17 protein-coding genes, 10 tRNA genes and 2 pseudogenes are annotated in these 21,356 nt (G+C 36.9%); 6 read left to right on the top strand and 23 right to left on the bottom strand.

Translation table 11 applies throughout. The features are described 5' to 3' along the window. Nucleotides 1–22 precede the first annotated feature (22 nt). The 3 genes from DEX24_RS15120 (at nucleotide 23) to DEX24_RS15130 (ending at nucleotide 2,443) form a co-directional block, all read left to right on the top strand. The gene (locus DEX24_RS15120) at nucleotides 23–1,060 is read left to right on the top strand and encodes a PTS sugar transporter subunit IIC (protein WP_109307250.1); all 1,038 of its coding nucleotides are present in this window, start codon (nucleotides 23–25) and stop codon (nucleotides 1,058–1,060) included. 247 nt (nucleotides 1,061–1,307) lie between these two features. Next, a complete protein-coding gene (locus DEX24_RS15125) occupies nucleotides 1,308–2,222 on the top strand; it encodes a ComEC/Rec2 family competence protein (RefSeq protein WP_109307251.1) in 915 nt (304 codons plus the stop codon). After that, nucleotides 2,222–2,443 (top strand): DUF3006 domain-containing protein, encoded by a 222-nt coding sequence (locus DEX24_RS15130; RefSeq protein WP_109307252.1) that lies wholly within the window; start codon nucleotides 2,222–2,224, stop codon nucleotides 2,441–2,443. Before DEX24_RS15125 ends, DEX24_RS15130 begins: the two co-directional genes overlap by 1 nt. A 536-nt stretch (nucleotides 2,444–2,979) precedes the next feature. On the opposite strand, the pseudogene glpK reads toward DEX24_RS15130, so the two are convergent. From glpK to DEX24_RS15150, 4 genes and pseudogenes are all read right to left on the bottom strand, one after another. Beyond that, nucleotides 2,980–4,472: pseudogene (gene glpK, locus DEX24_RS15135) on the bottom strand (glycerol kinase GlpK). A gap of 14 nt (nucleotides 4,473–4,486) precedes the next feature. Next, nucleotides 4,487–5,293 (bottom strand): MIP/aquaporin family protein, encoded by an 807-nt coding sequence (locus DEX24_RS15140; protein WP_109307253.1) that lies wholly within the window; start codon nucleotides 5,291–5,293, stop codon nucleotides 4,487–4,489. Nucleotides 5,294–5,456: 163 nt separating this feature from the next. After that, entirely contained in the window at nucleotides 5,457–6,002 is a 546-nt protein-coding gene (locus DEX24_RS15145) for a glycerol-3-phosphate responsive antiterminator (protein WP_109307254.1), read from the bottom strand. A 25-nt stretch (nucleotides 6,003–6,027) separates the two neighbouring features. After that, nucleotides 6,028–7,671: a glycerol-3-phosphate dehydrogenase/oxidase gene (locus tag DEX24_RS15150; protein ID WP_109307255.1), complete on the bottom strand. Its 1,644-nt coding sequence runs from the start codon at nucleotides 7,669–7,671 to the stop codon at nucleotides 6,028–6,030. A gap of 558 nt (nucleotides 7,672–8,229) precedes the next feature. On the opposite strand from DEX24_RS15150, the pseudogene DEX24_RS15155 reads away from it, so the two are divergent. Continuing rightward, nucleotides 8,230–9,129, top strand: a pseudogene (locus tag DEX24_RS15155) (transposase); the annotation flags it as partial. A 242-nt stretch (nucleotides 9,130–9,371) separates the two neighbouring features. Here DEX24_RS15155 and DEX24_RS15160 read toward each other — a convergent pair. The 11 genes from DEX24_RS15160 to DEX24_RS15210 form a co-directional block, all read right to left on the bottom strand. Beyond that, nucleotides 9,372–9,444 (bottom strand) — tRNA-Phe (locus DEX24_RS15160). 43 nt (nucleotides 9,445–9,487) lie between these two features. After that, nucleotides 9,488–9,564 (bottom strand) — tRNA-Asp (locus DEX24_RS15165). A gap of 2 nt (nucleotides 9,565–9,566) precedes the next feature. Next, nucleotides 9,567–9,641: transfer RNA gene (locus DEX24_RS15170), tRNA-Met, on the bottom strand. 54 nt (nucleotides 9,642–9,695) lie between these two features. Further along, nucleotides 9,696–9,788, bottom strand: a tRNA-Ser gene (locus tag DEX24_RS15175). A gap of 6 nt (nucleotides 9,789–9,794) precedes the next feature. After that, a tRNA-Gly gene (locus tag DEX24_RS15180) sits at nucleotides 9,795–9,869 on the bottom strand. A gap of 211 nt (nucleotides 9,870–10,080) precedes the next feature. Then, nucleotides 10,081–10,593 (bottom strand): tubby C-terminal domain-like protein, encoded by a 513-nt coding sequence (locus tag DEX24_RS15185; protein ID WP_109307256.1) that lies wholly within the window; start codon nucleotides 10,591–10,593, stop codon nucleotides 10,081–10,083. Between the two features lie 170 nt (nucleotides 10,594–10,763). Next, a tRNA-Phe gene (locus DEX24_RS15190) sits at nucleotides 10,764–10,836 on the bottom strand. Nucleotides 10,837–10,879: 43 nt separating this feature from the next. Continuing rightward, nucleotides 10,880–10,956, bottom strand: a tRNA-Asp gene (locus DEX24_RS15195). A gap of 2 nt (nucleotides 10,957–10,958) precedes the next feature. Next, nucleotides 10,959–11,033: transfer RNA gene (locus DEX24_RS15200), tRNA-Met, on the bottom strand. Nucleotides 11,034–11,087: 54 nt separating this feature from the next. Then, a tRNA-Ser gene (locus DEX24_RS15205) sits at nucleotides 11,088–11,180 on the bottom strand. A 6-nt stretch (nucleotides 11,181–11,186) separates the two neighbouring features. After that, nucleotides 11,187–11,261, bottom strand: a tRNA-Gly gene (locus DEX24_RS15210). Nucleotides 11,262–11,439: 178 nt separating this feature from the next. On the opposite strand from DEX24_RS15210, the gene DEX24_RS15215 reads away from it, so the two are divergent. Continuing rightward, nucleotides 11,440–11,964 (top strand): SMI1/KNR4 family protein, encoded by a 525-nt coding sequence (locus DEX24_RS15215; protein ID WP_109307257.1) that lies wholly within the window; start codon nucleotides 11,440–11,442, stop codon nucleotides 11,962–11,964. Nucleotides 11,965–12,030: 66 nt separating this feature from the next. On the opposite strand, the gene DEX24_RS15220 is transcribed toward DEX24_RS15215, so the two are convergent. The 6 genes from DEX24_RS15220 to DEX24_RS15245 form a co-directional block, all read right to left on the bottom strand. Beyond that, complete coding sequence (locus DEX24_RS15220) at nucleotides 12,031–13,215, bottom strand: M20 metallopeptidase family protein (protein ID WP_109307258.1); 1,185 nt, start codon at nucleotides 13,213–13,215, stop codon at nucleotides 12,031–12,033. Nucleotides 13,216–13,225: 10 nt separating this feature from the next. Beyond that, the gene (locus tag DEX24_RS15225; protein ID WP_109307266.1) at nucleotides 13,226–14,569 is read right to left on the bottom strand and encodes a YfcC family protein; all 1,344 of its coding nucleotides are present in this window, start codon (nucleotides 14,567–14,569) and stop codon (nucleotides 13,226–13,228) included. Nucleotides 14,570–14,780: 211 nt separating this feature from the next. Beyond that, nucleotides 14,781–16,394 (bottom strand): M20/M25/M40 family metallo-hydrolase, encoded by a 1,614-nt coding sequence (locus DEX24_RS15230; RefSeq protein ID WP_109307259.1) that lies wholly within the window; start codon nucleotides 16,392–16,394, stop codon nucleotides 14,781–14,783. Continuing rightward, nucleotides 16,378–17,787, bottom strand: a complete 1,410-nt coding sequence (locus tag DEX24_RS15235) for an amino acid permease (RefSeq protein ID WP_109307260.1) — start codon at nucleotides 17,785–17,787, stop codon at nucleotides 16,378–16,380. Before DEX24_RS15235 ends, DEX24_RS15230 begins: the two co-directional genes overlap by 17 nt. Before the next feature lie 35 nt (nucleotides 17,788–17,822). Next, nucleotides 17,823–18,584, bottom strand: coding sequence for a dimethylarginine dimethylaminohydrolase family protein (locus DEX24_RS15240; RefSeq protein ID WP_109307261.1), 762 nt, complete (start codon nucleotides 18,582–18,584; stop codon nucleotides 17,823–17,825). A 17-nt stretch (nucleotides 18,585–18,601) separates the two neighbouring features. Further along, entirely contained in the window at nucleotides 18,602–19,471 is an 870-nt protein-coding gene (locus DEX24_RS15245; RefSeq protein ID WP_109307262.1) for a dimethylarginine dimethylaminohydrolase family protein, read from the bottom strand. Nucleotides 19,472–19,598: 127 nt separating this feature from the next. Here DEX24_RS15245 and DEX24_RS15250 point away from each other — a divergent pair, with 127 nt between their 5' ends. After that, on the top strand, nucleotides 19,599–20,303 hold the full coding sequence (locus DEX24_RS15250; protein ID WP_170112967.1) for an IclR family transcriptional regulator: 705 nt from the start codon (nucleotides 19,599–19,601) through the stop codon (nucleotides 20,301–20,303). Between the two features lie 379 nt (nucleotides 20,304–20,682). On the opposite strand, the gene DEX24_RS15255 is transcribed toward DEX24_RS15250, so the two are convergent. Together DEX24_RS15255 and DEX24_RS17735 are read right to left on the bottom strand one after the other, a co-directional pair. Further along, entirely contained in the window at nucleotides 20,683–20,976 is a 294-nt protein-coding gene (locus tag DEX24_RS15255) for a hypothetical protein (protein WP_109307264.1), read from the bottom strand. Nucleotides 20,977–21,083: 107 nt separating this feature from the next. After that, complete coding sequence (locus DEX24_RS17735) at nucleotides 21,084–21,218, bottom strand: hypothetical protein (protein ID WP_282956637.1); 135 nt, start codon at nucleotides 21,216–21,218, stop codon at nucleotides 21,084–21,086. Between the last annotated feature and the right edge of the window lie 138 nt (nucleotides 21,219–21,356).

Consider the following 21,356-nt stretch of genomic DNA (forward strand, 5'->3'; position numbering starts at 1 on the left):
ATAAAGAAAGAGGAGTTCAACTATGAAATTATTTATGAGTAAATTACTAACAGGTATGAGTATTGGTATTGTTGTTGCATTAATTCCCAATGCATTAATAAGTGAGATTTTTAAATTATTTGTAGCAGATCTCCCATTTTTAAACACTTTAATTCAATTATCTGTGTTGGCAATGAGTATGTTACCGGTATTAATCGGTGTGACAGTTGGCATGGCTTTCAAATTAACACCCATCCAAACAGCTAGTGTTGGATTGGCTGCGTTAATGGGGTCTGGTGTCGCACAGTTCAATGACGATGGCTCCATGACGCTTGCCGGTATAGGTGTTGTGTTAAATACTGGTATTACAGCTGGTTTAGCTGTATTATTTGTTCAATTAGTTGGGACAAAACTGAAAGATTATACAATTTTACTGATGCCCACTCTGTCCATTTTTATCCCCGGTTTAATCGGTTATTTACTTTTACCTTATATTAAATCAGGGACAGGTTATGTCGGTGATGGCATCAGTTATGTTACGACCTTACAACCAATTGTAATGGGGGCATTAATCGCTGTAATTTTCTGCGTATTAATCTTATCTCCCCTGTCTACTGTCGGTGTAGCAACAGTAATTATGTTATCAGGAATTGGAGCTGGTGCAGCTAATCTGGGTGTCGTAGCAGCAGGTGTTGGTTTATGTATCGCAAGCTATCGTGCAAATTCTCTCGGAACAGCTTTAGCGCATGTCCTAGGCTCTCCGAAAATTCAAATGCGCAACTTCTTTATGAAACCAAGAATTGCATTTCCTATGATGATTACTGCCGCTATTCTTGGAGCACTTGCTGGTCTATTAAATGTTCAAGGAACACCGATGAGTGCGGGTTTTGGACTGTCGGGGCTCGTTGGACCTCTCAATTTTATTAATCTAGCAGATGGTGGATGGTCATTTGTAAATACAGCCATAATGATTGGTCTATTTTTCATTCTTCCCATCATTTTAAATAGTATTTTACTTCGTATTTTCGAAAAAAACCTTGGAATGATTCAAGCAGATGATTATAAAATAACAATTGAATAATGTGATTGTTCAAAGCTATATAATCATTCTCTTCAACACTCTTTTAGCTTTCACAAAAAATGAGAAACGATATTACATATCGTTTCTCATTTTTTATTAAGCTAATTTTCTATTTCCAGTTAAGTATTTTCTATTTCAATAGTACTTTTATATAATTCAAGTATTTTATAAGTCATTTTTTATTAATTATAGATAAAGCTTTGTGACCGTATTCTTAATATGCTACTATGATTAACGGAGGTAGTTTATGAAAAAAATAGCAACATATATTATCATTTCCCTCGCGATGCTTGCACTTGCAAGTTTTGGATTGCTTGGTGGAGATAACGAGGCCCTAAAAAACATACCAACTGAGGCTTCATCTGGCGCAACGAATAAAGTAACGACTACTAAACTTGATGAATTAAAGCTTCATATAATTAATATTGGACAAGGGGATGCACTCCTAATTCAATCCGCTTCAGAAAATTTCTTAATTGATGCTGGTAATAAGGGGCAGGGAGATGAAGTATTAGCATACTTGCATGAACAAAACATCACCAAACTGGATGCAGTCGTATCTACACACCCTGATGCTGATCATATTGGTGGATTAGCAGAAGTAATTCGTGAAATGGATGTGACACAGGTTTATGCACCACGTATTACACATACAACTGATGCCTATAAACAGTTTTTATTGGCTGTGAAAGAGCACTCCTTAAAAATAAAAATAGCTAAAAATGGTGTAGCTATTCCCACTTCCACTACTGGATTATCATTGGATTTCATCTCACCAACAAAGGACTATAGTAAATCTGATTTAAATGATTGGAGTGCTGTGTTGCTTGTGACGCATGGCGCCAAAAAATTCCTCTTAACAGGTGATGCAGAAATACCAGCTGAAAAAGATATGATGACTGCGCATAATTTACAGCCAGTTGATGTGCTTAAAGTTAGTCACCATGGTGCTGCAGAAGCAACAACGATGGCATTTTTAGGCGTGATACAACCAAAACTCGCTGCGATAAGTGTCGGTGAAGATAACCGCTACAAACACCCCACAAAAGATGTGCTACAGCGTCTAGACAAGATAGGCGCAAAAACATACCGCACTGATCAACACGGTAGCATTGTCTTTATTTCGAATGGTAAAAACATTATTACGAAGGTGGAGCGCTAATGCATACAGGTATTATCGACCGTTTCGAAAATAGATTCGCTATCATTGAATACAAGGATGGTTCAACAAAAGTAATGAAGAAAACACGGTTACCATCTGATGCGCAGATTGGTGATCAATTATTCTTTCACGATGATCACTCTATCACCATAGATACCATGGGGACCGCTCAACTAAAAAAAGAAATTGATACGCTTGCGGATGATTTATTTGAAGAGTGAATAATTCATTAGCTGACTCAATCTAATAATGGTTACGCGTGAAATAGATTTTTCTTGGAGATGAACTCAAACCAAGAAACATCAAAAATACGGTTTGTTCATTTTCGACTACATAATATCCCCTTTTTCATTTAAACATTACACGATGATTTTATAGTTATAGCCTTTAAGCTACTTGAAACGAACGAGAATTTCTCTGTTTATTTTTAAGTAGTTTAAAGGCTTTTTGTGTTGGAAAAGAGAGCATATGTTAAATTCACAGTTACAACAAATTTTTCTTGGACTTTCATATATCTTTTAAAAATAAGTTCTACACTTTCTCGTGTGCATGGTGCCATGTCTCTTGATGAAAAATTCTTTGCTCACTAACCAATCAGCTGCTACTTTCAAGATAATTCAAAGTCCATACCCCACTCATTTTTACGTCTGTTCTAGTTACCTAATTAAAAGCAACTTTTTTGTTATGTACTTAAAGTAAAAAAGCCTTCCCTTCTGTATTTATCATACATGGAGGGAAGACTTTTTTACTGTTTATTTTATTTAAATACCTGTGCTGCTTGTACAGCTTTTTTCCAACCACTATACAGTTTTTTACGCTCATCATCATCCATACTTGGATCGAATTTACGATCCAACTTCCAATAGGATGCAATATCTTCTTTAGAGTTCCAAAAACCTACCGCTAAACCGGCAAGATAGGCTGCACCTAATGCTGTCGTTTCATTAATGACAGGGCGATCTACTGGTACATCAAGTAAATCTGATTGGAATTGCATAAGGAAGTTATTCGCAACAGCACCACCATCTACGCGTAAAGTTGTAAATGGAATACCAGAATCTGCTTCCATGGCTGATAAGACATCATTTGTTTGATAACATAATGATTCAAGTGTTGCGCGTACAAAATGCTCTTTCGTTGTTCCTCTTGTTAAACCAAATACTGCGCCTCTTACATCTGAATCCCAGTATGGTGTTCCTAACCCTACAAAAGCAGGTACAACATATACACCTTCTGTTGATTCTACACGATTTGCATACATTTCAGAGTCTGCTGAATCACGGAACATACGCAAGCCATCACGTAACCATTGAATCGCTGAGCCAGCAACAAAAATACTTCCTTCAAGTGCATATGTTACTTTACCATCAATCCCCCACGCTAAAGTTGTTAACAATCCATTTTCTGATTTCACAGCTTTATCGCCTGTATTCATTAGCATAAAGCAACCTGTACCATACGTATTTTTCACCATACCCGTTTCAAAGCAAGCTTGTCCAAATAATGCTGCTTGCTGATCGCCTGCTGCACCTGCAATCGGTACTTCCGCACCATAAAATTGCGCTGCATTCGTATGACCATACACTTCTGATGATTGTTTTACTTCCGGTAACATAGATGCAGGTACACCAAGTATATCCAATAGTTCTGTATCCCACTGCAAGTCATAAATATTGTACATCAATGTACGTGACGCATTTGAGTAATCTGTTACATGTACTTTACCTGCTGTCAGTTTCCAGATTAACCATGTATCAATCGTACCGAATAGTAAATCACCATTATTAGCTGATTCACGCGCACCCTCTACATTATCTAAGATCCATTTTACTTTTGTACCTGAGAAATAAGCATCGATTAGTAATCCTGTTTTGTCGCGGAATTTGTCATTAAGACCCGCAGCTTTTAATTCTTCACAAATTCCAGCAGTTTGACGTGATTGCCAGACGATTGCATTGTACACTGGTTTACCCGTATGTTTATTCCATACAACTGTTGTTTCACGCTGATTTGTAATACCGATGCCGAAATTTGTTTTGCTTCAACATGCTTATCTGCTAATACTGTAGCGATACAAGATAATACAGATGACCAAATTTGTTCCGCATCATGTTCTACCCAACCTGACTCTGGGAAAATTTGTGGAAACTCCTGTTGATACGAGTGAAAAATCTCACCTTGTTTATCAAATAAAATTGCACGAGAACTTGTAGTTCCTTGGTCGATTGCTAAAATATAGTTTTCTTTCATCTGTATTGCCTCCCTTAGTTTTCTTCTTCTTTAATATTTTTCAATGTCATTTGTGCACCGATGAAAATAACGGCAACAAGTAAAGCGAATACCCAGAATAGTATACTATTTTTTCCTTCAAAAATCTGTTGGAAGAACAGGGCACCAAATATCCCACCAATAATCGGTCCGACTACAGGAATCCATGCATAGCTCCAACCTGATGAACCTTTACCTGCGATTGGTAAGAAAGCATGCGCAATACGTGGACCCAAGTCACGAGCTGGGTTGATTGCGTAACCAGTTGGTCCACCAAGAGCCATACCAATTACTACAATTAACATACCTACTAAAAATGGTTTTAAACCTAAAGTTAAATCATTTGTTCCTATAGCTAAGATACCCAATACAAGTGCAAATGTTCCAATCATCTCCGCAATTAAATTTGATAATGGATGTTTAATTGCTGGTGATGTAGCAAAGACGGCTAGTTTTGCTCCCGGATCCTTCGTACCTTTCCAATGTGGTAAGTACATGAAGTATACAAGCACCGCTCCTAAAATAGCACCAATCATTTGCGCTAAAATGTAAGCGGGTACATTTTCCCACGGAAAATCACCGATCACAGCTAAACCAAGAGTTAAGGCTGGGTTTAAGTGAGCACCACTGATTCCTCCTACTGCATACGCTGCCATCGCCACAGCGAGACCCCACGCGTATGTAATGACAATCCAACCACCACCTAAACCTTTCGATTTATGTAATGATACTCCTGCTACGACCCCTCCACCAAACAAAATCAAGAGCATCGTACCGATTAGTTCTGCTGTAAAAGTAGACATATAATTTCTCCCCCTTGTAACATACACTATGGACGGCAAAAATTCCGCAAAAAACAGGCTAATGGCTAGCCGATTAATTGCGGAATCCTGAACTCAACCACGTTTTTATTATGTTAATGTTATTGTAGGGAATATTTTACTTGTCGTCAACATTAATTTTCATTTATTTCCAAAGATTTTTATCAGATGTAGTGATAGCAATGGCTCCCGCTGCTAATGCATCTCTAATCTCTGATTTTTCTCGAATTAATCCACCTGTAATAACAGGAATATTTGTTCGTTCATAGACTTCAGCAATCATATTTGGTATAACGCCCGGTAATAATTCAATATAATCAGGAGCTGTTTTTTCAATTAACGAATAACTTTTTTCCAAAGCAATTGTATCAATTAAAAAAATGCGTTGAATAGCGATAATACCATTTTTTTTTGCCTTTAAAATCATATTTGAACGGGTAGAAATAATACCTGCTGGTTTAATTTCATTGCATAAAAAATCTGCCGCAAAGTTATCTGTTTTCAAACCATGTATTAAATCCGCATGAATAATCATTTTTTTACCGACGCGATCTGCCTCTCGTTTAATTGGCATGAGTTGGCTTATATGCACCTCTAATAATACGATATATTCATAGGGACTAGCAAAAGCCTTATCAACTTGACTAATTGTTTTTGCTGCCGGAATAATTTGCTGATTTTTAAAATGCATTGTTTCTCTCTCCTTCAAATGGCTATTATTTCGCCGTTGTAGCACGCTCAATTTCGTTGTCTACATCCGCTGTAAATTTAGTGAATAAATCATCTGTCCACTGAAGTTGCTCGTTCATCAATTGAAGTACAACATCTTTATGATCAATCACTTCTTTAATATTAAAAAACATATTTCCTGTACGGCGAATAAAGAAATCATTGGGATGTTGCACAAGTTCATTTGTCATACCGTACTGTAATTGCGCATAAATGATCGCTGGTATCGTTTTAGGTGCATCTTGCACAAAGGCAAAAACCTGATCTACATTGGCTCCATAATGTTGTGCTAAGTGTGCTGCTTCTTTTTCCGTTAACCCAACCGCTATGCCAGCAGCAGTTCGTTTAGCAATAAAAGTAGCTAAATTAGCCGAGCCACCCACTTCTCCACCTGATATTTTTAACTTTTTAGTTACGCAAGGTGTAAGTGTTTTACCAAATTGCTCTTTATAAAATGGTTGTAATTTATCCAAAACACTCTCTGCCATTTTACGATAACCAGTTAATTTTCCTCCTGCAATAGTGATCAAGCCCTTATCTGATTCCCATACTTCATCATGACGAGAAATTTCAGATGGTCCTTTACCTTCTTCATGTATTAAAGGACGCACTCCTGCCCATCCTGATTCAATATCTGCTTCTGTAATTTTTACATTCGGGAACATATAAGCAATTGCTTTCATTATATAATCGCGATCCGCCTGTTCAATATCCATATTTTTCGGATCTCCTTCGTAAAAAGTATCCGTTGTACCTACATAAGCTTTACCATTACGTGGAATCGCAAATACCATACGACCATCTGGCGTATCAAAATAAACAGCCTGTTTCAATGGGAATACAGCTTCATCAAAGACAAGATGAACACCTTTTGACAATATTAAATGTTTACCTGCTGTTTTCCCTTCAATCGAACGAACATCATCCACCCATGGACCTGCTGCATTAATTGTTTTTGCTGCTTTTATTGTTAATAATTCGTCGTTCAGTAGATCCTTTGCTTGAATACCACTGATGACTCCCTTTTCATTATAAAGGAATTTTTCAGCTTTCGTATAATTAATTAGCGTTGCGCCATGTTCTATAGCAGATTTTGCTACTTCAATTGTTAAACGCGCATCATCAGTACGATATTCCACATAGACACCACCACCTTGTAAATCCTGTTGTTTAACAAGTGGTTCTTTTTTTAATGTATTTTCTTTATTTAGCATAAATCGTCGTTCTGAACGTTTAACACCAGCTAAAAAATCATAGAGACGTAAACCGATATTTGTCGAGTATTTACCAAATGTACCTCCCTTATGGAAGGGTAACAACATCCATACGGGTGTCGTAACATGAGGACCATTTTCATAGACAATGGCACGCTCTTTACCTAGTTCAGCTACTTCTTTTATTTGGAATTGTTTTAAATAACGTAATCCTCCATGAACTAGTTTTGTCGAGCGACTTGATGTACCTGCTGCGAAATCTTGCATTTCAACAAGTGCTACTGACAAACCACGTGTAGCTGCATCAAGCGCTATCCCAACTCCTGTAATACCGCCACCAATTACAAGTAAATCATATGTTTTCTGTTGTAAATCGTCGATTGTTTGCTGTCTTTTAAATGCTGAAGCGTTTGTCATATTAAATTCCTCCTATTTTTAGGTACGAAAAAAGAGACCTTTAAAAAACATATATTTGCATATACGTTCTTTAAAGGTCTCTCATTCGCTCAAACCGTTGCTATTAACTTGTCACCATTATACGAAGTATTTTCCAATATAGCAAGCACTAGTTGAGGATCCTATGCATTTTTCTACATTTCACTCTGTTGATATTACGAATGTAAAACAGAAATTCCTTAGGGTTATTGCCCATATTATAAAAAAAGATTTGCATCAAGTGCGAGGGCACTGAAAAAGTCCACTTATGCACAGATAAGCGAGGACAGGAACGAATTTCGTTCCGGCGGACGCTTTTCGTTCCGGCGGACGCTTTTCGTTCCGGCGGACGCTTTTCGCGGGCACGGCTCCAGCCTTCTCCCTCGCTTCGCTCAGTCCGGGTGCTTCCGCTCGCGCTGTTCCCGCAGAAGTCGCCGCCTGCACTCCATCAACTTGTACTATTCATGGGTTAAAATGTGGTCTCGCCCGGTCACGGACCATCCTGTATAATAGTAGTTACTAATTAAAGGTGGTGCGACCATGATTTCCAAACAAGAACCCCTTAACTTAAGTCCCTATATGGCACTATATGATTTAATCATTCCAAAAGATAATATGCTTTGCCAGATCAATGAACTCGTTGATTTTTCATTTATTATAGACGAATTAAAATCAAAATACTGTTTGGATAATGGTCGAAATGCGATTCCACCAATTCGTATGTTCAAATATTTACTCCTAAAAGCAATTCATGACTTATCAGATGCCGACCTTGTCGATCGTTCTAAATACGACATGTCCTTTAAATATTTTCTAGACATGGCACCTGAAGAGGATGTCATCAATTCAAGTTCACTGACAAAATTTCGTCGACTTCGTCTTCAAGACATGAATTTATTAGATTTACTCATTGGTAAGACAGTAGAAATTGCTTTAGAAAAAGGTCTTATCACAAGTAAAACAATTATTGTCGATGCCACACATACGAAAGCTCGTTATAATCAAAAATCACCGAAAGAATTTTTACAGGAAAAATCAAAAAATGTGCGCAAAGCCGTCTACCAACTCGATGAAAGTATGAAAGGGAAATTCCCTACGAAACCAACGTCAAATGAAGTTGGAGAAGAAGTGGACTACTGTCGTCAAGTTGTAGAAGTTGTGGAAACGCAATCAAAGATAGCGCATATCCCGGCTGTAAAAGAAAAGTTAAATGTTTTAAAAGAAGTGATTGATGATTATGAAGTACAACTGAGTTACTCATGTGATCCAGACGCACGCGTAGGACATAAATCTGCGGACTCAGCTTTCTTTGGATTTAAAACACATATTGCGATAAGTGATGAACGTATTATTACAGCTGCAATTGTGACAACGGGTGAAAAAAGTGATGGTCAATATCTTCAAGAGCTTGTAGAGAAAAGCAAAGAGACACGCATGGAAAACAAGGCATTTTCGATTATTAAAAATGGAACCCAAACTTCTCGAATCACACTTCCACTGATTGGTACGTACCGAACGTTTCTCTTACTTCAGAAACAACGCTTCTTCTGTAGAAACTGTCTTTGTTCATTTGTCGCTCAAATTAGTCGACTCTTTTATTCAATTGAATATCTTCACCAACGTCATTTGACAAAGAGCCTAAAAAAAAGAAGATTTGCATCAAGTGCAAATCTTCTTTAGTATGGGTCGGGACGGAATCGAACCGCCGACACTTAGAGCTTCAATCTAATGCTCTACCAACTGAGCTACCGACCCTAAATAATGGTGTTGCTTACTGCTATTTTTATCGAAATAAAAATGGCGGTCTGGACGGGACTCGAACCCGCGACCTCCTGCGTGACAGGCAGGCATTCTAACCAGCTGAACTACCAGACCATTGGTTGCGGGGACAGGATTTGAACCTGCGACCTTCGGATTATGAGCCCGACGAGCTACCACTGCTCCACCCCGCGACAATGTTATGAATAACGTCACTTTGTTGCTATATTTATTTATTAAAGTAAAAATGGAAGAGGAAGAGGGATTCGAACCCCCGCGCGATTTGACTCGCCTGTCGGTTTTCAAGACCGATCCCTTCAGCCAAACTTGGGTATTCCTCCATATTGTGGAGCGGAAGACGAGGTTCGAACTCGCGACCCCCACCTTGGCAAGGTGATGTTCTACCACTGAACTACTTCCGCATAACTCACTTACAAATATTATATTAACATAATAAAGAAATGAATGCAATACTTATTTCAACCTATTTGAATTTTTTATGATGTGTGAACGGAACCTTATTCATCATACCACATCCTTTATAGAAAATGATGATCCCAAATTAAATATTTTTATCTACTATTTAACTTGGGGACAAAATTAATAATTGGTGAGAAAGGTCATAGTCATACTCTATCTCTCAATATAAAAACTTTGAAAAAATACTGCCATAAGTGCAGCCATTTTATCTTCTGTAGCAAAAATAACAATTTCAAATTGTTGATTTTTTCGCTGTAAGGCGTTCGAATCAAATGCAGTTGCTATTAATTCACCGTTACAGGTTAGTCGTCCTTCTTTTTTAGATGTTAATTCAAATTCATATTTCTGATTCGCTATAGTAAACAATTGTTTTTTTTCTAATAATTGAACTCTCTTTTGAATAACCTCATAATTCATTTTATTAGATGAAAGTTTATAACAAAAACCTGTAAACAAACAATTGAGTGACCATATAATCTGACCAGAAATATCTAAAATTTTATAGGTAAATTTCAAGCCACCTCTGATTGTATGATGTATAATGGCAGTACCTAAATTATGCTTATTTTTAACTAATTCATAAAGTACATGCCCTTCCTCATTCAACATTAAAATTTCATCATCAAAAGAATCTTCTTTTTTAAAATCATACCTATATTTTTTCATCTAACCACCGCATCCTAGCCTATTATTTACAACCTTTTCTTTTTAAATACCACTTGCTGCCTCGTCATGCTTGGATTATTGTTCAAAATATTTCTTTTTCAACGTCTCTTGCACCTTCGGTACAATTATAAAAAAAGAAGATTTGCATCAAGTGCAAATCTTCTTTAGTATGGGTCGGGACGGAATCGAACCGCCGACACTTAGAGCTTCAATCTAATGCTCTACCAACTGAGCTACCGACCCTAAATAATGGTGTTGCTTACTGCTATTTTTATCGAAATAAAAATGGCGGTCTGGACGGGACTCGAACCCGCGACCTCCTGCGTGACAGGCAGGCATTCTAACCAGCTGAACTACCAGACCATTGGTTGCGGGGACAGGATTTGAACCTGCGACCTTCGGATTATGAGCCCGACGAGCTACCACTGCTCCACCCCGCGACAATGTTATGAATAACGTCACTTTGTTGCTATATTTATTTATTAAAGTAAAAATGGAAGAGGAAGAGGGATTCGAACCCCCGCGCGATTTGACTCGCCTGTCGGTTTTCAAGACCGATCCCTTCAGCCAAACTTGGGTATTCCTCCATGTTGTGGAGCGGAAGACGAGGTTCGAACTCGCGACCCCCACCTTGGCAAGGTGATGTTCTACCACTGAACTACTTCCGCATACTAAGTACTTAGACAGATTAACATAATTACTATGTTCTGACAATGTTTTTTTCTTTATTACTTGCTACAAATATTATATTAACATAACTAAAGTGAAAAAGAAACATATTATTTACATTTTTTTAAATTTCTCTTCACATTTCACTGCTATAGTTAAAAAAAGGAGGTTTTTTAAATGCTTGATTATCTTTGGCAACAACAACCAGCATCTTTATTCAATTACCCTGTTTTAACGGATCAGCGTATAGAACAAACCGAACTAAAACTCGGTGTAAAACTCCCCCTATTATATAAACGATTTATGAAAGGTCAAAATGGCGGTGAACTTGCTTATAGTGACTTTGTTTCACGTAAATTTAAAAATAAAAACATACAAATTGATTTTTTGTTTTGTATAGATTCTAAAATAGGTATCGGCAATAATTATCAATTAAAAATTGATTGGGCCATACCTACTAATATTGTTATTATTAGCGGAATAAAAGACGAGTGGGTGGCGTTGGATTATCGTAGCCACTTTGGTAAAGAACCCAAAATCATATGGTATTCATCAGAAACGAATCGCATACAGACAATTGCTAGAAGTTTCGAACAATTACTTTTAAATCTACAATTGCCCGATAACGATGATGATTTAACTTCTATTTACATTCAAACCATGCATCAAGCAGAACAAGATTTTCATACAACTTCATTTTAAAACCTACAAGAAATAACCTCCTAAAAATCTATTAGGAGGTTATTTCTTGTAGGTTTTAATCGTTCATTAGTACTCACAAAGCTCTTTTACAATTTCTACAAAATATCGTGAACCTAACACCAGTGCTGATTCATCAATTTGAAATTTAGGGTGGTGCAAAGGGTAAACTTCTCCAAAAGATTCATTATGAACACCAATAAATTGCATAGACGATGGTACTTCCTCACTATAAGCTGCAAAATCCTCAGCTCCAAACATAGGTTCAGCAATCGTACATGTATTTTTTTCCCCTACAATCGATTGAGCTGCGCGAATACTAATAGCTGTTGCTTGATGATCGTTTTGAACAGCTGCACAACCTATATCCCATTTAATAGTTGCTGTCGCACCATGCATTGCAGCGGTCTGATACACAATATTTTCTAATTCTTCACGTGCTTTCACTCGTACTTCATTATTATGTGAACGAATCGTACCACCTATATCTGCTTTATTGGCAATTATATTCAGTGCATCTCCACAATGAAATTGCGTTACTGTTACAACTGGTGCATGAATAGCAGGAACTTTTCTAGATACAATTGTTTGCAATGTTTGAATAATTTGTGTACCTACAATAATCGGATCCACTGTAAGCTCTGGTGTAGAAGCATGTCCTCCACTACCGACTACTTCAATTTCAAAATCATCTCCTGCAGCATTCATTTTTCCAGCACGGAGCGCAAATTCACCTGCTTTATAGTAAGGGTAGACATGCAGAGCAAATGCATTGTCGACACCATCTGTAATGCCTGCTGCTACTAATTCTTCAGCTCCACCCGGCGTTACTTCTTCCGCATGTTGAAAAACGAAACGCACTTCGCCCGAAAAATCAGTACCTAAATCGGTAAGGATTTTTGCTGCTCCTAATAACATTGCAGCATGCGCGTCATGCCCACAAGCATGCATCACATTTGGATTTTGTGATGCAAAAGGTAAGTCAAGTTCCTCTTGAATAGGAAGAGCATCAATATCTGCACGTAATAAAATGGTTTTCCCCCGGCCTTGACGAGAGCCTTTTAAAATTCCACAAATACTTGTGGGAGTTAGTTTTTTCAATTCTAAATAGGGCATCATTCGTAATTGTTCCTCTATAAATTGTGATGTTTTAAATTCATTTCTTGATAATTCTGGATTTTGATGAATATAACGACGCCACTGTATAATTTGTTGGGAAATCTCTAGTGATTCTGAAATAATTTCATTTGTCATGTTTATCCTCCTAAAATGGTCCGTAATTTGTGAATTGGGCAATGATTAATAATAGAATGGCTATTGTTGTTTGGATTAAAAAATAAGGGAATACCCAACGTACCCATTTAGTAAAGGGAATACCCGCTATAGCTAAACCTGCAAGTAAGACACCACTAGTTGGAATGACCATATTTGAAATACCATCACCAAATTGGAAGGCCAATACTGCAGTTTGTCTTGTTACGCCTATTAAGTCTGCTAAAGGAGCCATTATCGGCATTGTCAATGCAGCTTGTCCACTGCCTGATGGTACTAAAAAATTTAAAAAGAGTTGCAATATAAACATGCCAACCGCATTGATTGATGCCGGTAGAACACTCACTAAATTTGATACATAATAAAGGATGGTATCAATTAAACCACCTGCTTGCGTAATAACAAGAATGGTTTGCGCAAAGCCAATAATTAAAGCTCCCTCAGTCATATCACGCGCACCATCTACAAAACCTGTACCTATACTATTTAATGGCATTCTACATACTAAACTCATTAAAATCGCACTAAGTAAGAATATTCCGCCAATTTCACTGATATACCAATGATATTTTATAACCCCCACTACAAGTGCAACAAAATTTAATAAGAGAATAATTAATGCAATCATATGGCTTTTACTAATTTTGAAATTATGATCGATTGTAATTGCTTCTTCTGGATTAAATTTGCCATAAATTCCTTTAGAAGGATCTTTTCTAACTTTATTAGCATGTTTGCTAATAAAGACAATTGTTAGCGTATAAAAAGCGACAAAGGCGATTACACGCATCCACATGCCTGAATATACAGGTAATTCTGCAATAGATTGCGCTACACCAACATTAAATGGATTCGTGATACCTGATACAAAACCTGTGGCTAACGTCCCAAGCATAACAATGGCAAAACCTGTTATTGCATCTAACCCGAGTGCCATTGTTAAAGGAATAATAATGGCTATATAAACAAGCGTATCCTCAGCCGAACCAATTAATGTACCTAAGGATGCAAAAATCAATACGAGTAAAGGAATCAGTATTTGTTGGCGTTTGCCAAACTTAGCTGCCATTAGCCGAATAAATGAATCGATTGTTCCCGTTTTTTGCATAATACCAAGTGCTCCACCAAACAAGAAGACAAATAAAATAATTTGCGCACCTTCTACTAACCCAAGATGTACACTTGAGAACATTTGTAAAAATCCGACAGGTGTATTTTCAACAAAATGAAAACTTTCTGGATTTACTACAGTCCGACCATCCACCTCTACGCGCTCATATTGCCCCGCTGGAATAATATAGGTCAAAATCGTCATCGTTATAATAAGCATGAACATTAAAACAAATGCATTTAAACCTGTTGCTTTTTGTTTTTTCGGATCATTTGGATCATTTGGATCATTTGGATCATTTGGATCATTTGGATCATTTGGATCATTTGGTGTTTGTGAATTACCATGATGCCCATCTTGTTTATCGATTACAGAGTCATCGTTCTTCTCTGCAATCGTCCCCTTGTTTGACAATAGAATTTCCCCCTGCCTAATTTTAGATTGCTTTTATCAGACTTTCTAGCAATACCGGCATTTCTTCAAAGGCACTTTTTATGTGTAAGCGTTCTGAAATTTGATGTGCATCTTTACCAAATGGACCCACGTTTAATACGGGTGCGTCAAATGTTGCAATAGCCTCAAAAGGAATGCTATATGTTTTTCCCCAAACAGGTGTATTCTCTTCATAAGCTTGCCAACCGTCATCTAACACAAACTGACAGTAACTTAAATCACATATACCATTAAAATAATGAATTTGCTCTAACGGTATATTATAAGGTTCAGCTTTTTTTAATAAATGGGATACAGCTTGTTTAATCAATGGATGGTCGGATGAATTTGCTGCTGGATAATAGGGTGGTGCAAAAAGAATAACTACTGCAGGTGCAAGTTCTTGGCATTGAATCATCAATTGATCTGCAAGTTTTAATGATTTCGCGCGGTCATCCAATGACTCATCTGCAATAATACGATTTTCTATTACCGCTACACGCTCTTCACCCATTTTTGAAATTGCGTATTCTTTTAAGTTCGCATAGCGAATGATCCGAATACTACCGACACCTTCAACCTGCTGTTTTTTACATAAGGCATCATATTTGTCCTGGCATTTCTTCATGGCTTGACCTGCTACCGCTTCAAATATATCCATTATTTCTGACGAACTTCTTTTCATTAAAAATACATTGTAAAGTGCCGTTGCACGGTAAGGTGTTTGAGTTGAATATTGATCTTTCAAATCCTTCAATTGTAATGTAACGGGCAGTGGTGTCTTTTCACCATATGATGTCTCTTCAAAACGTTCATTCCACTCCATTTCAGCAGTTAGAAAACTACTCATATAAGGAGCTGTCATTCCTTTTAACGGCTCCCCTACATGTGTTTCCTTGCCATAAAACAAGGCAGCAGGCATTATTTTACCGATTGTTCCTGAATAAACATATTCTTTAATATCTGCAGGACCTTGAGAAAAGGATGGTTCACTGTTAAGAAATAATTTTACATGTATATTTCTCTCTTTTTGTAGTATCGCGATATGTTCAATGGCTTTACGCATTCCTGCTGAGTTCACTTCTTCATCTGGTACAGTAATCAACAAAAGATTTACTGGCCATTGTTCTTGAATAGCTTTTTCAATTAACTGCATATGCAAACATAGCCCCATTTTCATATCCATAACACCTCTACCAAAAAGATAATCACCCTTCAATAGGTCTACTTGGGCCGACTGATTTAATAAATGAGGATTTTCTTCAAAAAAACGAGTAAGTTGTTCAGGTTGTGTTGCTAAATGTTGAAAATCTCCATATTCTTCGGTTTGAACTGTATCAAAATGACTAATCAAGACAATTGTTTCATTTGTCACTGTACTATCATATAAAGCCGATACAACCTGCCTTCCGAAATCAACATCTACGCATTTTAATAATTCTGGTTGTTTTACAAAATAATCTAATGTTGCTATTTTTTCATATAAATTCCGGCTAAATTGCTGTTCTCCTTCTGAAAATGTTTCACTACCCCAACCTACAACTTCATTTAATAATGTGCGCAGATCTTGCGGTGTTTGCCAGTTCAAATCATTTGCTACTTCATGGTTTAATTTCATCAGGAACAACTCCTTGCTGTAATTTGGGTTTATTTAATTTAATCATATAAAAACTAATACATGCGATTAAGAATCCTAAGCCATAAATAACACCGATTCTTTGCGTTGGATCCCATAGTAGGAATACGAGCAATGCTCCACAAAACAATATACACAATAGCGGAATTACTGGATACCATTTTACGCGATATTGTAGCTCTTCTACTTTCCCTCCGGCTTGTATATATTTTCTTCGGAACATAAGTTGCGATAATGCAATACCCATCCAAGAAATCGTTACGGAAATACCTGCAATAGACATGAGCAGTACAAAAACAGCATCCGCGTCCATAATACTTGTTAATAGGGACAATAATGAAAAAAACATTGTAAACAGCAAGGCATTTAAGGGAATATTTCGTTTACTTGTTTTTGAAAATAATTTCGGCGCCATGCCTTCCAACGACATTGCCCATAACAGACGAGTTGAAGCGTATAAACACGAATTACCTACTGATAAAATGGCTGTTAAAATGATGAAATTCATAAGATCTGGTGCATAAGGAATACCGACCAGCTCCAGTAATTTCACAAATGGGCTTTCCAATAAGCCCAATTCACTGGCTGGGAATATTGCAGATAACACAACGATTGATGCTAAATAAAACACAATAATTCGTAAAATAATTGTGCGAATTGCTCGTGGAATTGTTTTTTCTGGATCCTTTGTTTCACCAGCAGCAATACCTACTAATTCAGAACCTTGATAGGAAAAAATAACATTCATCATCGTCACAAAGATGATGACAATACCGGCGGGAAATAGCCCAGTCGGTGCAAGATTAGTAAGATTTGGTGTTGCTCGCCCCTCCATTGGTACGATGCCGGCAATTGCTACAATACCAACTACGATGAAAAATAAGACCGCTACCACTTTAATACTCGCAAACCAAAATTCCGCTTCTGCAAAACCTTTCGTTGACAAAGCATTTAGCAAGAAGAGCAGTGCAATAAATAGCGCACACCATATCCATGTTGGGATGCTCGGAAACCAATGTTTCATCAAAATCCCCGCTGCGGTAAATTCTACGCCCGCTGTTGCAGCTGAGCCTACAAAATACATCCACCCAAGTGAAAAACCAGCTGAAGGATGAATAAACTTCGTAGCGTATGTTTGAAAAGATCCAGTAACCGGCATATGAACAGCCAATTCACCCAAACAAGTCATGACCATATACAAGATGATGCCACCAATTAAATAACCAATAATGGCTCCACCAGGTCCTGCCTGATTAATCGTGTAGCCTACATTTAAAAATAAGCCTGTACCAATTACTCCCCCAAGAGATAACATCATTAAATGTCTACTTTTCATCGTGCGACTCAGTTGTGGTTTTCCATCATTGTTCAACATACCTCTCCCCCTTGCATTAAATTAGAGATTGTCTATTAAAATCGTAATGACAGACAGCTAAGGCCACCATCTTGTTTCTGGAACTCACTCATTGGGAGTTCAATTGTTTTATAACCATGTGCTTCAAGTTTTTGTTGTGTTGCAGGGTAGCCTGATGGGATGATGACATAATCATTCACTAAAATACAGTTTGCAGAATATTCGTCTTCTTTCGGAATGATAATTTTGTCATATTTATCAAATAACTCATGATCAACAAATTCTCCAGCAAGAATCATTTTGTTATTACCTAAGTAAGCAATGCCTGTTTTCAAATGGAAGAACTCTTTTAATGGGATAATATGGGCTTCAAACCCACGCTGTTGAAGGATTGTCTGTAGTTGTTTTGCCCCTTCTTCATTTGTACGTTCTGAAATACCGATATAAAAAACCTGATCCGCCTGCAAAACATCTCCACCATCCACATGACCTGGGCTGTTGATCGTAATATAATTTTCAAAATGATTCAGAAGTTCTTTTTCCATGGAAACAATTTCACCATTTCTACTAGCTGCTCCTGGGTTACACAAAACAGCAAATTCACTTGTTAGTACTGCTGTGTCTTCTACAAAAGTAGAATCCGGATAATTTTCATCTGCTTCTAAATACGCTATATTCACGTTACATTTTTCAAGAGCCTTCACATAGTTTTCATGTTGAATTAATAACTCCTCATAGTTGGGCATACCTAAATTTGAAGTTGTTAGCCCTTCTACATAGCTTTTACCTGGTTTCTTTACAATAACTGAACTAAACATTTATTTTCCTCCTCTAATTATCTTCTAATTACGGGACTTGTTAAACAAGTTGGTCCACCTGTACCTTTTACTGTAATTTCATCACCTTTGTAGGAATGAACCCGTGCACCTGCATCTAGTAATCGTTGTTTTGTCACCGGGTTTCCGTCTGGAATAATACAGACTCTCGGAGCAATCGCCAATACATTACATCCCAATAAATCATACTCATCTTCTGGAACTTCAATCAGTTCAAAATCATTTGATACTAACCATTGACGAAGCGCCACAGGCATTAATCTCGAATATACAACTGCTAAATCTTTGTCCACAATACTTATGAAGGACATAAGATGTAAACAGGCATCCTCACCTAAATCATGAGGTAATTGAATAACCTTCACTTCATCAACCATTGGCGATACTATTTCAGTAAGCTGACGAATAGCTTCATCATTCGTTCGATAACTTCTGCCAATGGCTATTGTTTGATCATTTAGCCAGACAATATCGCCTCCATCACAAACAGCATCACCTGTTAATTCACCAATAATCGCTATATTATTGTCTTGTAAAAATTTTTTATAAGCTATCGCCTCCGATTGACGCGCAATTTTCCCTGATTTCAGAATAATCGCACCATTCGGAGTGAATTTAACCGGATCATGTGCATAAATTGAATCTAAACCAACAGATGTATCCGCTTTCAAATATAAAATTTCTCGAACTTCATTTTTCAATAACGCTATAAAATGATCAAATTCTTTAACAGCTTCATCAAAATTCGGTTCAGCTAAGTAAAAATATTTTTCCCAATTTTCTTGGAGATGCTGCTGATTAATAAATGCGTCTTTTGGGTGCTTTACAATTACCTGATCCAATTTCTTGTACATCGTATTTATGTACATTTCTCCACCTCTTTCTTTCCGTCTAACGGAAAATCATTCCACTAAAAGGAAGTTTGTATTCCCAATATAAGTTTTGTCGTTTATAATGTCAATAGGGAAAATTTTATATTTTAGGGAGTTGACAGAAATGCAAGCGATGAATCGTATGATGATCATCACAAAAGCAATTTCACAAAATCATCAACAAGGTTTAACCATCAGCGAACTGACAGAAAGAACAAATCTACCACTAGCTACACTTCACCGAATTTTATCTTCATTAGTCGAACATCGCTTTGTCGAATTAGATCCTCATAATAAACGGTATAGACTGGGTGATGTTTGGATGCAATACGGGCTTCAAGTTTACGACCAGTACGACTATGTTTCACGTATTCGTCCAATCATGGATGAGTTAGCCCAAACGGTTAATGAAAGTATTTATATGCATAAACCTATGGAAACTGAATCGATGATTGTTGAGAGATTAGATGGGCCTAATAGTCGTATTCATATCGTTGATCCATTAGGTTTACGAACGGCTATGCCCATAGGAGCCGTAAATCAAGTAATTCTTTCCTGCCGAGAATTTTTATCTAAAAAAGAAAACCCATTTGCTATTGATTTAGCTATTCTACAAAATACCGTACTTAATGGCTATGCAATTGCTTCTGATTCTGCAAAAGAAACAATTGCGTTAGCAGCACCTATTTTTGCAAAAAATGGCGAACTCCTTCATATAATCAGCATGAGTGTATTAGAATACTCATTTACTGAAGAAAGAAAATCCTTTCTCTTAGATCAATTAGTAGCAACGACTAAAAAAATTGAAGATGTTCTATACTTTATGTAATATAAACAGATTGTGTCATATAGTGGTCTCCATTCATGCAAAAAGGGAAATTGCTGACGCAATTTCCCTTTTTCTTTGTTTTGTAAAATGCCCAGCAAAGACTTTTGTCTTCTCATTCAATTAACAACAATAAAAGACGACTATTTCTCTTCATTTTTATCATCTATGCGAACTAAATCACCTTTTTCACTGGCATTTAACATACTAGCTAAAACATCTTAATGGTGTTATGAAAATAGCTGATAAAATGCAATAAAAAGCGGTATGAATCACCTAAAACAAAAACATAGTAATTAATAAAAGAAACAGGCAGCCATGAATTCTATCCATGACTACCTGTTCTATTTATGAGGGGGTTTTGTCTCAGAGTCTTTATATGTTATTCATATTTTATTACTTTCTCTATTTGTCCTGATTTAAATAATTTATTATACGTGAATGATAATTTATAAGAGCTGTTGTCATTTAAGTTAATTTTTTTAAAGTTTTCATCTGATATTTTAAGGTCATAATCATTAATTTTTATGAAATGATCATTCCCCTCCATGAAAAATTGCTGTTGTGAAATATCCTTACGTCCTTCTTCTCTAACCTCTAAAAAGAAAGTGTTCACAAACCACATGACGAATAATATGACTGCAATTATCGTAATACTTTTCGTTGTTTTTGTCATAAATTACCTCCTTCATCTATACTTTTAGTATAATTCAACACTCCTTATTTTACCAAAATTAGAAAATATTATTATTTTTCTTTTGATTTCGACAATGCCTAACTTCTCTATGAGTAATCTGCATCAAGTGCACATCTTCTTTCGTATGGGGCGGGTGCAATCATACCGCCAACACTTTGTTTTTGAACACTTCTCCTGCACCTGTCTTCGTTAGCTGCTCGCCATTCTGTCGTCACGTACACATCGTACGCTCCTCTTTCTTGTCGCTTGCTGCCTCGTCATGCTTGGATTATTGTTCAAAATGTTTCTTCTTCAACTGCTCTTGCACCTTCGGTACAATTATAAAAAAAGAAGATTTGCATCAAGTGCAAATCTTCTTT

Source organism: Kurthia sibirica (assembly GCF_003143975.1).
GTDB lineage: Bacteria > Bacillota > Bacilli > Bacillales_A > Planococcaceae > Kurthia > Kurthia sibirica.

Bases quoted from the DNA above. Each gene is read 5' to 3' on its own strand.
- DEX24_RS15225 (WP_109307266.1), bottom strand. From the start codon at position 14,569: ATGTTCATGCTTATTATAACGATGACGATTTTGACCTATATTATTCCA.
- DEX24_RS15215 (WP_109307257.1), top strand. From the start codon at position 11,440: ATGCTTGATTATCTTTGGCAACAACAACCAGCATCTTTATTCAATTAC.
- DEX24_RS15130 (WP_109307252.1), top strand. From the start codon at position 2,222: ATGCATACAGGTATTATCGACCGTTTCGAAAATAGATTCGCTATCATT.
- DEX24_RS15255 (WP_109307264.1), bottom strand. From the start codon at position 20,976: ATGACAAAAACAACGAAAAGTATTACGATAATTGCAGTCATATTATTC.
- DEX24_RS15240 (WP_109307261.1), bottom strand. From the start codon at position 18,584: ATGTTTAGTTCAGTTATTGTAAAGAAACCAGGTAAAAGCTATGTAGAA.
- DEX24_RS15250 (WP_170112967.1), top strand. From the start codon at position 19,599: ATGCAAGCGATGAATCGTATGATGATCATCACAAAAGCAATTTCACAA.
- DEX24_RS15185 (WP_109307256.1), bottom strand. From the start codon at position 10,593: ATGAAAAAATATAGGTATGATTTTAAAAAAGAAGATTCTTTTGATGAT.
- DEX24_RS15220 (WP_109307258.1), bottom strand. From the start codon at position 13,215: ATGACAAATGAAATTATTTCAGAATCACTAGAGATTTCCCAACAAATT.
- DEX24_RS15140 (WP_109307253.1), bottom strand. From the start codon at position 5,293: ATGTCTACTTTTACAGCAGAACTAATCGGTACGATGCTCTTGATTTTG.
- DEX24_RS15120 (WP_109307250.1), top strand. From the start codon at position 23: ATGAAATTATTTATGAGTAAATTACTAACAGGTATGAGTATTGGTATT.
- DEX24_RS15230 (WP_109307259.1), bottom strand. From the start codon at position 16,394: ATGAAATTAAACCATGAAGTAGCAAATGATTTGAACTGGCAAACACCG.
- DEX24_RS15245 (WP_109307262.1), bottom strand. From the start codon at position 19,471: ATGTACATAAATACGATGTACAAGAAATTGGATCAGGTAATTGTAAAG.
- DEX24_RS15145 (WP_109307254.1), bottom strand. From the start codon at position 6,002: ATGCATTTTAAAAATCAGCAAATTATTCCGGCAGCAAAAACAATTAGT.
- DEX24_RS15235 (WP_109307260.1), bottom strand. From the start codon at position 17,787: ATGTTGAACAATGATGGAAAACCACAACTGAGTCGCACGATGAAAAGT.
- DEX24_RS15150 (WP_109307255.1), bottom strand. From the start codon at position 7,671: ATGACAAACGCTTCAGCATTTAAAAGACAGCAAACAATCGACGATTTA.
- DEX24_RS15125 (WP_109307251.1), top strand. From the start codon at position 1,308: ATGAAAAAAATAGCAACATATATTATCATTTCCCTCGCGATGCTTGCA.